The sequence below is a fragment of the Mesorhizobium sp. B2-3-6 genome (assembly GCF_006442305.1).
In the GTDB taxonomy this organism is placed as follows: Bacteria; Pseudomonadota; Alphaproteobacteria; order Rhizobiales; family Rhizobiaceae; genus Mesorhizobium.
In genome coordinates this window covers 93239-106207 of the sequence record NZ_VFVW01000004.1, presented here as the reverse complement: position 1 = coordinate 106207, position 12969 = coordinate 93239, and the positions used below count along the sequence as shown (strand labels likewise).

At 62.8% G+C, this 12969-nt stretch carries 9 protein-coding genes, 1 tRNA gene and 1 pseudogene; 6 read left to right on the top strand and 5 right to left on the bottom strand.

Going from position 1 to position 12969, the window contains the following annotated elements:
- Nucleotides 1–18 precede the first annotated feature (18 nt).
- Entirely contained in the window at nucleotides 19–1185 is a 1167-nt protein-coding gene (locus FJ953_RS13020; protein WP_140624500.1) for an acetyl-CoA acetyltransferase, read from the bottom strand.
- A 188-nt stretch (nucleotides 1186–1373) separates the two neighbouring features.
- Between FJ953_RS13020 and betI the strand changes: the two genes are divergently transcribed.
- From betI to betB, 5 genes are read left to right on the top strand one after another with little or no spacing between them, the layout of a single operon-like run.
- Complete coding sequence (betI, locus tag FJ953_RS13015; protein WP_140624499.1) at nucleotides 1374–1964, top strand: transcriptional regulator BetI; 591 nt, start codon at nucleotides 1374–1376, stop codon at nucleotides 1962–1964.
- Entirely contained in the window at nucleotides 1961–3490 is a 1530-nt protein-coding gene (betC, locus tag FJ953_RS13010; protein ID WP_140624498.1) for a choline-sulfatase, read from the top strand. The genes betI and betC overlap by 4 nt, the downstream gene beginning before the upstream one ends.
- Nucleotides 3487–4494: a threonine/serine dehydratase gene (locus tag FJ953_RS13005; RefSeq protein WP_140624497.1), complete on the top strand. Its 1008-nt coding sequence runs from the start codon at nucleotides 3487–3489 to the stop codon at nucleotides 4492–4494. Before betC ends, FJ953_RS13005 begins: the two co-directional genes overlap by 4 nt.
- A gap of 3 nt (nucleotides 4495–4497) precedes the next feature.
- A complete protein-coding gene (gene betA, locus FJ953_RS13000) occupies nucleotides 4498–6150 on the top strand; it encodes a choline dehydrogenase (protein WP_140580827.1) in 1653 nt (550 codons plus the stop codon).
- Between the two features lie 56 nt (nucleotides 6151–6206).
- Entirely contained in the window at nucleotides 6207–7670 is a 1464-nt protein-coding gene (gene betB, locus FJ953_RS12995) for a betaine-aldehyde dehydrogenase (RefSeq protein WP_140624496.1), read from the top strand.
- Nucleotides 7671–7700: 30 nt separating this feature from the next.
- On the opposite strand, the gene FJ953_RS12990 is transcribed toward betB, so the two are convergent.
- A complete protein-coding gene (locus FJ953_RS12990; protein WP_140494790.1) occupies nucleotides 7701–9941 on the bottom strand; it encodes an AGE family epimerase/isomerase in 2241 nt (746 codons plus the stop codon).
- Between the two features lie 10 nt (nucleotides 9942–9951).
- Nucleotides 9952–10113 (bottom strand): hypothetical protein, encoded by a 162-nt coding sequence (locus FJ953_RS30435; protein WP_181170896.1) that lies wholly within the window; start codon nucleotides 10111–10113, stop codon nucleotides 9952–9954.
- 199 nt (nucleotides 10114–10312) lie between these two features.
- Here FJ953_RS30435 and FJ953_RS12985 point away from each other — a divergent pair.
- A tRNA-Pro gene (locus FJ953_RS12985) sits at nucleotides 10313–10389 on the top strand.
- Between the two features lie 44 nt (nucleotides 10390–10433).
- Here FJ953_RS12985 and FJ953_RS31165 read toward each other — a convergent pair.
- Both FJ953_RS31165 and FJ953_RS12975 read right to left on the bottom strand, forming a co-directional pair.
- Nucleotides 10434–11563: pseudogene (locus FJ953_RS31165) on the bottom strand (helix-turn-helix domain-containing protein).
- Nucleotides 11564–11792: 229 nt separating this feature from the next.
- On the bottom strand, nucleotides 11793–12911 hold the full coding sequence (locus FJ953_RS12975; protein ID WP_140520751.1) for a glycosyltransferase family 9 protein: 1119 nt from the start codon (nucleotides 12909–12911) through the stop codon (nucleotides 11793–11795).
- Nucleotides 12912–12969 lie beyond the last annotated feature (58 nt).

Here is a 12969-nt window from a genome sequence, read left to right as displayed (position 1 = left end):
CGCGGATGCGGGTCGCTTTTACCGAATCCGATCGAGAATGGAAACGTAGTTCGCGACCGCCGCGCCGCCCATGTTGAAGATGCCGCCAAGCTTGGCGTTGGGCACCTGGATGCCGCCGGCCTCACCGACGAGCTGCATGGCGCTCAGCACATGCATCGACACGCCGGTGGCGCCGATCGGATGACCCTTCGCCTTCAGGCCGCCGGACGGGTTGACCGGCAGCCGTCCGTCCTTTGCGGTCGTGCCGTCCAGCGCCAGCCTCGCGCCCTCCCCGGGTTTCGCCAGGCCCATGGCTTCATATTCGATCAATTCGGCGATGGTGAAGCAGTCATGCGTCTCGACGAAGGAGAGATCATCAAGCGTCACGCCGGCATTCCTGAGCGCCCGGCTCCAGGCCTGCTCGCAGCCTTCGAAGGTCAGGATGTCGCGCTTCGAGATCGGCAGGAAATCCTGCACGTGCTCGTTGGCGCGGAAGGTGACGGCGCGGCGCATCTTCAGTGCCGTCGCTGTGTCGGTGAGGACGAGAGCGGCGGCACCGTCGGAGACAAGCGAGCAGTCGGTGCGCTTCAGCGGGCCAGCGACGAAGGGGTTCTTCTCGCTCTCCTGGCGGCAGAATTCGTAGCCGAAATCCTTGCGCATCTGCGCATAGGGATTGTCGACGCCGTTCTTGTGATTCTTGGAGGCGATCATGGCAAGCGCATCCGACTGGTCGCCGTAGCGCTGGAAATAGGCTTGTGCGATCTTGCCGAAGACGCCGGCAAAGCCGGCCGGCGTGTCGCCATCCTCGGGCAAATAGGAGGCTTTCAGCAGGTTCCTGCCGATCTCGGGGCCGGGCGTCGTCGTCATCTGCTCGGCGCCGACCACCAGCACGATGCGGGCGGCATTGGCATCGATGGCGCGGATGCCTTGCCGGACAGCGGCCGAACCGGTGGCGCAGGCGTTCTCGACGCGCGTCGCCGGCTTGAAGCGCAGCCGGTCGTCGGCCTGGAGGACAAGGCTGGCGGTGAAATCCTGTGCGGAAAAGCCGGCGTTGAAATGTCCGAGCACAATCTCGTCGACGTCGTCCGGGCCAATGCCGGCATGGTCGAGCGCCTCGGTTGCCACTTTGACGATCAGGCTCTCCAGCGTTTCGCCTTCAAGCTTGCCGAAGCGCGAATGCGCCCAGCCGACGATGCATGCGGTCATGGCAACCTCCATTTGCCGCGGATCCTAACACGTCATATCGCGGCCTGAGTACTTAATATTGTTCAATAGTGAACCATTTTCCAATCTGCGGGATGAGCCAGAGCCGACAATCGGTTGTTGTTCGGGCTGGATTTTTGTTGATTGACCCGTCAATAAAAAATAATCTTCGCCGAAACAATGGGAACGGCATGCCGAAAGTCGGAATGGAGCCACTGCGCCGTAAAGCGCTCATCGACGCGACGATCTCGGCGATCGGCGAGCGCGGCTCGCTCGACGTAACGATGTCTGAGATCGCCGGGCGCGCCGGCGTGTCGTCGGCGCTGGCCCATCACTATTTCGGTGCCAAGGATGAGCTGCTGTTCGCGACGATGCGGCATATCCTGGCCGAACTGACCACGGACATGCGGCGCGCGCTTCAATCCACCGGTTCCCCACGCGAACGCGTCTCCGTGGTGGTGGCCGTCAATTTCTCCGAGATCCAGTTCCGGGCCGAAACGATCGCCGCTTGGCTCGCCTTCTATGTCGAGGCGCAGAAATCGGCTGCGTTGCGCCGGCTGCTCAGGATTTATGCGCGGCGGCTGCATTCGAACCTGATGAGCGGGCTGGCCGGCATCCTGTCCCGAGCAGAGGCCGACCGCGTCGCCGAAGCGACGGCGGCGATGATCGACGGGCTCTACATCCGGCGCGCGCTCAAGGACGGCGTGCCCGATGCCGCGACCGCGATCGCATTGGTCGAAGACTATCTCGAAACGAAACTCAGCGGACGGCAGACGCAGTGACACGCAAGCACCCTAACTTCCTGATCGTCATGGTCGATCAGCTCAACGGAACTTTCTTTCCGGACGGGCCGGCTGACTTCCTGCACGCGCCGCATCTGAAGGCGTTGGCCGCCCGCTCAGCGCGCTTCCGCAACAATTACACCGGCTCGCCGCTCTGTGCGCCGGGCCGTGCCTCGTTCATGAGCGGCCAGTTGCCGTCGCGCACCGGAGTCTATGACAACGCCGCCGAGTTCGCCTCGTCGATCCCGACCTTCGCTCATCATCTGCGCGCCGCCGGCTACCATACTTGCCTGTCGGGCAAGATGCACTTCGTCGGGCCGGACCAGTTGCACGGCTTCGAGGAACGGCTGACCACGGACATCTACCCCGCCGATTTCGGTTGGACGCCGGATTATCGTAAGCCCGGCGAGCGCATCGACTGGTGGTATCACAATCTGGGTTCGGTGACCGGGGCCGGCATTGCGGAAACCACCAACCAGATGGAATATGACGACGAGGTCGTGTTCCTCGCCACGCAGAAGCTCTACCAGCTTTCGCGGGAGCAGGATGATGAGGAGCGCCGGCCCTGGTGCCTGACCGTTTCGCTGTCACATCCGCACGACCCCTATGTCGCGCGCAAGCAGTACTGGGATCTCTACGAAAATTGCCAGGCGCTCGACCTGGAAACCAATTTCATTGCGTATGACGAACAGGATACGCATTCGCAGCGGCTGTATGTCGCCAGCGATTATCCGTCGTTCCAGATCACCCCTGAGCAGGTGCGCCGTTCGCGGCGTGGCTATTTCGCCAATATTTCCTATGTCGACGACAAGCTCGGCGAGCTCCTGGACGTCCTCAAGCGGACGCGCATGCTTGACGACACCACCATCCTGTTCTGCTCCGACCATGGCGACATGCTCGGCGAGCGCGGCCTGTGGTTCAAGATGAGCTTCTTCGAGGGCTCGGCGCGGGTGCCGCTGATGATTGCCGGCAGGGGCGTTGCGGCCGGGCTGATCGAAGCGCCGGTTTCCAATCTCGACGTGACGCCGACGCTTTGCGACCTCGCCGGCATCGACATCGATGCCGTCTCGCCATGGACCGATGGCCAATCGCTGCTGCCTCTGATCGACGGTGAGCGGCGCAGCGCGCCTGTGCTGATGGAATATGCGGCTGAGGGTTCATACGCGCCTCTGGTGGCTATCCGCGAGGGCCGATACAAGTTCGTCCATTGCGAGCTCGATGCGCCGCAACTGTTCGATCTCCAATCCGATCCGCTGGAGCGGGAAAACCTCGCGGCCGATCCGGCCAACGAACCGCTGGTCGCGGCGTTCATGGACAAGGTGCGGGCGCGCTGGGACATGGCCGCTTTCGACGCTGCGGTGCGCGAAAGCCAGGCGCGCCGCTGGGTCGTCTATCGGGCGCTGCGCAACGGCGCCTACTACCCCTGGGATTTCCAGCCGCTGCAGAAAGCGTCCGAGCGCTACATGCGCAACCACATGAACCTCGACACTCTCGAGGAGAGCAAGCGGTATCCTCGAGGCGAATGATGACTACGCTTGTCCCCTCACTCGACCACCTGAAGCAAGCCTATGCGGTCACCGCCAAGGCGACGCAGATCACGCCGCTGCTGGAATCGGCGGCGCTCGCCAGGGAAACCGGCGCCGCTCGCGTCTTCGTCAAGGCGGAATCGCTGCAATGGGCGGGATCGTTCAAGGTTCGGGGCGCCTATTGGCGGCTGAAGCGGCTGTCGCCCGACGAAACCAAGAAGGGCGTCGTCGCTTATTCTTCCGGCAATTTTGCGCAAGGACTGGCGGCTGCGGGCCAGGCGCTCGGCATTCCCGTCACCATCGTCATGCCGATCGACGCGCCGGCCGCCAAGCGCGACGCCACAGCAGGCTACGGCGCGCGCGTGGTGCTTACCGATCACGGCGAGCGCGCGCGTGAGGAAGTCGCCGCCGCCAAGGCGCGCGAGATCGCCGAGACCGAAGGGCTGACATTGCTGCATCCCTTCGACGATCCGGAAATCGTCGCCGGCCAGGCAGGTGCCGGGCTGGAGGCGCTGGAGCAGCTTTCTGCCAAGGGCGCGAAGGCGGACGTGCTGTTCTGCTCGGTCGGCGGCGGCGGCCTGATCGGCGGCGTTTCGCTCGCTTTCCACTACCTGTCGCCGGCCACAGAAATCATCGGCGTCGAGCCCGAAGGTTTCAACGGCATGGGCGCCTCGCTGGCGCATGGCAGCATCGAGACCATGCCGCTCGCCCCGAATTCGATCTGTGACGGGCTGATGTCGCGGCGGCCCGGCGACGCGCCGTTCGCGGCGGTCAGAACCGCCGGCGTTCGCGGCATCACTGTCGACGACGCCTTGGTGCGGCGGGCAATGAAAATCGCCTTCGAGCGGATGAAGCTGGTGCTTGAGCCGTCCGGAGCTGCCTCGCTGGCGGCACTGCTCGGCGGCAAGGTGGATGTGGCCGGCAAGACCGTCCTTGTGGTGGCTACCGGCGGCAATGTCTCGCTCGCCGATTTCATCACGCATATGAACGATGGGCGCATATGAACAATGCTTGAAGCGGATTTCGTCATCATCGGCTCCGGCTCCGCCGGCTCGGCCATGGCCTATCGCCTGTCAGAGGATGGCAAGCACTCGGTCATCGTTATCGAATTCGGCGGCTCCGATATCGGGCCGCTGATCCAGATGCCATCGGCGCTGTCGATCCCGCTCAATATGAGCCTCTACGACTGGGGTTTTGCCAGCGAGCCCGAGCCGCATCTCGGCGGCCGCGTGCTGGCGACGCCGCGCGGCAAGGTGATCGGAGGCTCGTCCTCGATCAACGGCATGGTCTATGTGCGCGGCCACGCCCGCGACTTCGACCACTGGGCCGAACAGGGAGCCGCCGGCTGGGGTTTTGCAGACGTGCTTCCCTATTTCAAGCGCATGGAAGATGCGGATGGCGGCGAGGACGGCTGGCGGGGCCATGGCGGGCCGCTGCACGTGCGACGCGGCACGCGGAAAAATCCGCTCTATGGCGCCTTCGTCGAAGCGGGCCGCCAGGCCGGCTTCGAACTGACCGACGACTATAACGGCTCCAGGCAAGAGGGGTTCGGCCCGATGGAGCAGACCATTTTCGGCGGCCGCCGCTGGTCGGCGGCATCAGCCTATCTGAGGCCGGCGCTCAGGCGCAAAAACGTAAGCCTGGTCAAGGGCTTTGCGCGACGGGTGATCATCGAGAATCAACGCGCCATCGGGGTCGAAATCGAAGCTCGCAAACAGATTCAAGTCGTTAAGGCGCGACGTGAGGTGATCGTCGCGGCATCGTCGATCAATTCGCCGAAAATCCTGATGCTGTCGGGCATCGGGCCTGCGGAACATCTCAGGGAAAACGGCATCGCGGTGGTGGCCGATAGACCCGGCGTCGGCCGCAACCTGCAGGACCATCTGGAACTTTATATCCAGCAGGAATCGACAAAGCCGATCACGCTGAATTCGGTGCTCAACCCGTTTTCCAAGGCGATGATCGGGGCGCAGTGGCTGTTCTTCAAGACCGGCCTTGGCGCCACCAATCATTTCGAGGCGGCGGCCTTCGTGCGCTCGCGCGCCGGGGTCGACTATCCTGATATCCAGTACCACTTCATCCCGGCGGCGGTGCGCTATGACGGCAAGGCGGCGGCGAAGTCGCATGGTTTTCAGGCGCATGTCGGGCCAATGCGCTCGAAATCGCGCGGCTCGGTGACACTGCGCTCGCCGGACCCGAATTCGAAACCGGTGATCCACTTCAACTACATGTCGCATCCAAACGACTGGAGCGAGTTCCGCCACTGCATCAGGCTGACGCGCGAGATTTTCGGCCAGAAGGCCTTCGACGGCTTCCGCGGCCAGGAAATTTCGCCCGGCAGCCACGTGCAATCGGACGACGACCTCGACATCTTCATCAGGGATCACGCCGAAAGCGCCTATCATCCCTGCGGCACCTGCCGGATGGGCCGCGCCGACGAGGTCACGAGCGTCGTCGATCCGGAATGCCGCGTGATCGGCGTCGAGGGCCTGCGGGTAGCCGATTCCTCTATCTTCCCGCGCGTCACCAACGGCAACCTCAACGCGCCGTCGATCATGACTGGCGAGAAGGCTTCCGACCACATTCTCGGCCGCACGCCGCTGGCGCCTTCCAACCAGGAACCATGGATCAATCCCCGCTGGCAGGCGTCCGACAGATAGAGCATGATCGTGCAACCGCACGATCGGCATGCCGCTAAGACGATTTGGAGAAGCCCATGCGCGCCCAGCCAACGGCATCGCACTATGTCAACGGACGCTACATAGACGACGAGCAAGGCGCGCCACTGCCGGTCATCTATCCGGCAACCGGCGAGACCATCGCCCTGCTGCGCTCGGCGACGCCGAACGTGCTGGAACTCGCCATCGAGGCTGCGCGTGCCGCGCAACCGGCTTGGGCGCGGCTGAAGCCGGTGGAGCGCGGCCGCATCCTGCGCCGCGCCGCCGACATCTTGCGCGCCCGCAACGCCGATCTTGCCCGCCTCGAGACGCTCGACACCGGTAAGGCGATTCAGGAAACGCTGGTGGCGGATGCGCCATCGGCCGCGGATTGCCTGGAATATTTCGGCGGCGCGGTTGCAGCTTACAATGGCGAGGCTGTCGATTTGGGCGGGGCCTTCGCCTACACGCGGCGCGAGGCGCTCGGCGTTTGCGTCGGCATAGGCGCCTGGAACTATCCAATCCAGATCGCCGGCTGGAAATCCGCGCCCGCGCTCGCCATGGGCAACGCCATGGTGTTCAAACCATCGGAAAACACGCCATTGTCGGCATTGGCCCTGGCCGAGATCTACAGCGAGGCAGGCCTGCCCGACGGGCTGTTCAACGTCGTGCAAGGCTATGGCGAAGTCGGCGCCAGCCTAGTCAGCCACGATGTCGTGGCCAAGGTGTCGGTGACCGGCTCGGTGCCGACCGGCCGCAAGGTGCTGTCGCTCGCCGGCTCGAAGATGAAGCACGCGACGATGGAACTCGGCGGCAAGTCGCCGCTGATCGTCTTCGACGACGCCGATCTCGAGAATGCCGTCGGCGGCGCCATGCTCGGCAATTTCTATTCGACGGGGCAGATCTGCTCCAACGGCACACGCGTCTTCGTCCAGAAGGGCATCCATGACCGCTTCGTCGACCGGCTCGTCGAGCGAACCAAGAAGATCCGCATCGGCGACCCACTCGATGCCGAAACCCAGATGGGGCCGCTGGTCAGCAAGGCACAGCAGGAGAAGGTCGTCTCCTACATCGCGGCGGGCAAGCAAGAAGGCGCCACGCTCGCCTGCGGCGGCAACGTGCCTTCGCTGCAAGGTTTTGAAGGCGGCTTCTTCGTCGAGCCGACGGTGTTCACCGGGGTGACCGACAGCATGCGTATCGCGCGCGAGGAAATCTTCGGGCCTGTCATGAGCGTACTGAAATTCGACGGCGAGGACGAGGTGGTCGAGCGCGCCAACGACACCGAGTTCGGTCTCGCGGCCGGCGTGTTCACGCGCGACCTGTCGCGCGCCCACCGCGTCATCGCCGAGCTGCAGGCCGGCACGTGCTGGATCAACGCCTACAACCTGACCCCGGTCGAAATCCCCTTCGGCGGTATCAAGCAATCCGGCATCGGGCGAGAAAATTCACTGGCCGCGCTGGCGCTCTATTCGCAGATGAAGGCGGTTTATGTCGAGACCGGGGATGTGGCCAGCCCGTATTGAGCAAAATGTCGTCGGGACAGCGCCTCTTTCTCAGCCGCCCTTCTCGGCAGTCCCATCCAGATACTGCGTCAGCGCGCACACGAGATGATAAAAAATGCTGGCCGGCACATCTGATGCCCGCGAGCGGCCGCGCTCGTCGACGCGGTCGATCCACAGACCCAGCGGCGCCGGGTCGATGTGCCAGCGGAACAGCCGGCCTACGCGTTCCTCGATCTCCGGCTTGAGATCGGGTCCGCCAGAACCGTCCAACGCAATCGCCGCCTTGACCGCTTCGGCCTGTGGCCAACTACGCGAGACCAGGTCCAGCGGCAGACCCTGCCGGGAGACGGCGCCATAGGCAAGGCCTGTGGCGCGGTTGAGGCCATTGGCGATGGCCGAGGCATAGAGTTTCCTGGCGAAGCCACTCAGTTCGGCCTGGCCGCTAAGAGCGGCGAAATCGACAAGCAGCGCGGCCCATTCGAAATGATGGCCGGGCTCGGTCCAGGTACCCTTCTCGCCCGCCACGGGCCTCCAGCCGGCGTCGAAATATTCACCCAGCGTCCAGCTTTCGGGATCGAAGAAGTGGTTGCGGAACAGGTCGATGATGCGTGCCGCGCGGCGCAGATAAGCGCGCTCGCCTGTCGCCTCGTGCCAGGCGAGGAAGGCTTCCAAAAAATGCATGTGCGGATTGGAGCGCCGCTCGCCCTGCCCGTCCGAGGTTTCGAGAAAGCCGGTCATGCGGCTATCCTCGAGATGGGCATCGAGGAAGGCGAAGGTCTCTTCGCCGAGCCGCAGCGCATCCGGATGGCCCGACATGTGGGCATGCGCCAGCGCCAGAAGCACGCAGGAATGATCGTAGGCGTCCTCGACCGGGTCGGCGACCGAACCGTCGATGTCGAGGGTACGCACCCAGCCGCCCCTTGCCGTTCGGCCGCTTCCGGCCATGAAGTCGATGCCGTGGGCGATGAGCCGGTCGGCCGGGCCGTCCCAGCCGCGTTGCTTGGCGACCGCAAAGGCGTAGACCTGGCGGGCCTGCGTGCGCATGCGCTTGGGCTTCATCAGCGGCGTGGCGTCGAAGCCAAGAGCCTCGTGGAATCCGCCATAGCGTTCGTCGACGCCTGATGTCGACCACAGCGGAAGCGTCTCCTGAAACAGCCAGTGATGGACGCGGCGACGCCAAGCGCCGCTTTCGATGACCCGGTCGTGGGCAGGCGTGAAGCGGGTTTCCAACCGGCCGGATTTTTCGAGCTGCTCGACGATCTTCTTGACGTGCTGGCTATGGCTGACCGGGGCGACGAAGGTAGCGTCCGATGTCGAGACGATGGCGACATCTCTCATGCCGATGGCCGACAGCAGCCGGCCATCGCTGCGAATGTAGGAATTCTCGCAATCGATGGCGACGACGTCGCCGGCGATGACATTGCCTTGGCTATCGGCAGGCCCGACATCGAGCAGCGACTGCCAGGAGCCGAGATCGTTCCAGCGAAAGCTGGCCGGCACCATGGCGATGTCCTTTGCCCGCTCCATGATGGCATAGTCGATCGAGACCGAAGGAATGGCGCCGTAGAGGTCCAGCGGCATGTAGAAGCCGGAAAGGTCCGATGTCGCAGCCTTGTAGGCAGCTTCGGTCGCCTGCCAGATCTTCGGCTCGAAAGCTGCGAAAGCATCACGCATGGCGCCGGCGCGAAACAGGAAGATGCCGGTGTTCCAGTGGAAATTGCCGGCTTCGAGATAGGCCTGGGCGGTGGCAAGGTCCGGCTTTTCGACGAAGCGCGAGACATCGAACACGCCTGCTCTTTCGGCGGCGACTTCGATGTAGCCATAGCCGGTCTCCGGCTGTGTCGGCTTGAGGCCGAACACCACCAGCCGCCCGGCGCTGGCAGCGGCGGTGCCCGCCTCGACGCTCTGCCAGAATTGCCGCGCGGTCGAAATCTCGTGATCGGACGGCACCACCAGCACCAGTTCGTCACCGAATTCGGCGAGCGTGCGCAGGCTTGCCAGCGCCACCGCCGCGGCGGTGTTGCGGCCGGTAGGTTCGAACAGCGGCCCACCGCCGGCAAGGTTTATGCCGGCGAGATCGGCATGGACGCGCTCGGCATGGCGTTCGGAAGCGATCATGAAGATGGGCGTATCGCCGCTGGGCCGTGACGCCAGCCGGCGCAAGGTCTTTGCCAGCATCGAGCCGTCGCCCGAAAGGTCGTGGAACTGCTTGGGATTGTCCTCGCGCGACAGCGGCCAGAGCCGCGAGCCGACGCCGCCGCTCATGACGAAACTGACGATGCGCTGGCTCATGATGCCCTTGTCAAAAGATCTGGTTGTAGGCGCCGACTTCCGGACTACGGCGCAGCACGGCGTCGAACGTCTGCCGGCGCCGCTGTGACGATACCGGGCTCTCCACCACCACGACAAGCTCCGGCAATCCGAACCTGTCGAGCCGTGCTTCGCCAACGATCCTGAGGGTCAAGACTGAAAATCTCCGGGCGGCTGGAAACACAAATCGCGCAAACGTTTGCCGAGGGGTGCCCTACCACGGAAGCCTTTAAGCGGCGTTTATTCGAGGCGCTGAAACAGGCTCGCGAAGAAAGCTGGCGAAATGCGACAGAAGTGCTGCCATTGACGCTTGCAGGAACCAGATGCGGCGGCTATAAGCCCGCGTCTGGTCACGGAGTGTAGCGCAGCCTGGTAGCGCACCTCGTTCGGGACGAGGGGGTCGCAGGTTCAAATCCTGCCACTCCGACCAGAAAAACAAATGTACGGCCCGGAGACATAGGTAACAGAATGTACCTAAGACATGGGTGACAACCTCGTGCCGAACGGGTTGTCGATGGTCTGCAAGGTCCTCTGTTCCAAGTCGATATATCCCAGATCATAGTGCATGAAGGAGACGAGCCAAATGCCGTCGTCTACTTCGCTGATGCCGAGCCTTTGGCCGGCGAGCACGGTGGAGATGTTTATCTTCTTCCTGTGCATGCAGATGCGGCCGCAGGCGGTGACGAGAATGTCCTTGTCATGGAAGGGATATTCCAGCCCGGGGAGGCCTTGATAGGCTCTTGAAGAGCCTCTGTAGAGCTCGGCTGGCACCTTCATGCCGATGGCCTCGTGGGGCCTCTCGTCATTGAATTCGCTCATGAAAGCATCGAACCTGGCCTGCTGCTGGAGGGTGTTCATGCCCGGCGGCCGGGTCGTTTCGGCCTTGAGCGTGCGGTGCATGCGCTCATGGCGAGCGTTCTCGTGCGGGTTGCCAGGCCGGATGCGCTCGATGGCGATGCCGAGCCTCAGCCAGAACACCGACAGCCTGGAGAGATTGTAGAGGCCGTTGGGGCTTGCGAAGGGAAGGCTATTGTCGCTTCTAATCGCTTCCGGCAGGCCACGTTCCTTGAAGAGCCGAACGAAAGCCTCGATGATCGGTGACGGTCAGGGGGTAACAGTAGCGGCCGTTGCCGAGCTTGAACTCGCCCTTGAAATCGGCGCACCAGAGATCGTTGGGCTGCATCGCCTGTGACAGTTGCGTGCCCGCGGCCTTGTTCGCCCGGTTCCTCTTGCGGGCCTGGCTCACAAGGCCGTGGCGGTCGAGCACGGCATGAACCGTGCTCTTGGCCGGAATGCGCACGTCGCCGGCCAGTTTCCTGATCAGCAACTCCCTGATCTTCCTGGCGCCCCAGTGCGGCTTCTCTTGCTTGCTCTCCACGATCATCCGCTGGATCTGGGGCGGCAGTTGGTTGGCATAGCGCACCGGCCGCCGAGAGCGGTCCGTCAGGGCCTCAAGACCCTCATCCTTGTAGCGATTGAAGATCTTATAGCCCGTCTTGCGCGAGATGCCGAACTCCCGGCACACATCACTCATGCCTTCTCCGTCGAGAAGGCGAGCTACAGAACGAAGACGTTCCTCCATCACCGAACACTCTCCACGGCATCAACACCTCCGGCCAAAAGCCAAAAGTGTTACCCATGTGTCCGGTACAAAACGTCACCTATGTCTCGGGTCGCTCAAAAGCGCTACGCGTGTTTGTTGTTCCCGCTGCAGCGGCTCGATGTTTGATCGTCGCCTGCTCCAATTCATCGCTTTACGCAATTCCGGCTCCAATTCATCGCTTTACGCAATTCCGGACGGAAAAACCGCTGCGCAGTTTTCCTGGAATTGGTTTAGCTGACGCGTTCTATGAGTTCGATTGCCGCTTTGGTGACGTCGGCGGCGTCAAGCCGTTGAACGCAATAAACGCCCCCTGCATTGCCCACCTTGCAGAGGCCCGGCGCTATGCACTTGCATGGCATCGGAGGCTGCAGCGTACGGTTAGGAACGCCAAGAGGCCCCCAGATGTCAGGTTGGGTCAGACCGAACAGGCCAACGACGGGCGTTTTCATGGCCGCGGCCAGGTGCATGGGTCCGCTTTCGTTGCCCAGGAAGATCAGGGCCTCGCCCAGCAGGGGCAAAAGGGTGGTCAGGGGTGCCTGGCCAACGAGATTCACGATCGGCGATGTTGCCGCATCCAACACCTTGCCTGCGATACCTGCCTCGTCCGGGCCGCCAACGATGACCGCCCGGAGACCCTTTCGACGGTAAATCTCTCCCAGGACCGATGCGAAACGGTCAGGCTGCCAGCAACGGCCTGGGAAACTGGCGCCGGCATGGACGGCGACAAACGACTTCGTTTCCAATTCGTGTCGGGCAAGCAGCTGCTTTGCCTGACGCGAACCGGATTCGGTTGGCTTGAGGGACGGAATAGGATCGGTCACAGGAATGCCAAGGGCAAACAGCGGCGACAGGTACCGATGCAGATAATGCTCGCCGCCATGGCCGTATGTGGCGGCAAAGATGTTGGCGCTTTGGCGCTCCCAGAATTTCAGGGGCTGCTCCGATGGAACATAGCCTACGCGAAAAGGCGCCTTGACGAAGCGCATCACAAGCCGTGATGTCTTGGAGTCGGACAGATCGATGATAAGATCATAATCCGACTTCCTCAGATCGTGCAGGAGCCTGGTCATTCCGGACATGCGCTCGAAAGGGGAGCCGCGCATTTTGCCGCGATCGAGCGAAACCACGCTGTCGGCGATGCCTTGCTCCAGAACGAATTTCGCCAGCGCCGCCTGGCATAGCATGGTGATCGTCGCGTTCGGAAACTCTGCCCGCAGATGCCTGACCAGAACCGAAGTTAGAACAACATCCCCGATAAACTTCGTCTGATTTATGAGTATTGATTGTACGTTGCCAGCCTTCGGCAGCGCCTTTGCCGGCTCTTTTGAATTCTTGATCCAACTTTTCATGGAATGACTATTCCATTTCAGCCAAAAAGAATCCAAAATTTTCGACAAACGATCGATG

Coding starts and splice junctions, on each gene's coding strand:
- FJ953_RS12975 (WP_140520751.1), bottom strand. CDS start 12,911: ATGAAAAGTTGGATCAAGAATTCAAAAGAGCCGGCAAAGGCGCTGCCG.
- betI (WP_140624499.1), top strand. CDS start 1,374: ATGCCGAAAGTCGGAATGGAGCCACTGCGCCGTAAAGCGCTCATCGAC.
- FJ953_RS12990 (WP_140494790.1), bottom strand. CDS start 9,941: ATGAGCCAGCGCATCGTCAGTTTCGTCATGAGCGGCGGCGTCGGCTCG.
- betB (WP_140624496.1), top strand. CDS start 6,207: ATGCGCGCCCAGCCAACGGCATCGCACTATGTCAACGGACGCTACATA.
- betA (WP_140580827.1), top strand. CDS start 4,498: ATGCTTGAAGCGGATTTCGTCATCATCGGCTCCGGCTCCGCCGGCTCG.
- FJ953_RS13005 (WP_140624497.1), top strand. CDS start 3,487: ATGATGACTACGCTTGTCCCCTCACTCGACCACCTGAAGCAAGCCTAT.
- FJ953_RS13020 (WP_140624500.1), bottom strand. CDS start 1,185: ATGACCGCATGCATCGTCGGCTGGGCGCATTCGCGCTTCGGCAAGCTT.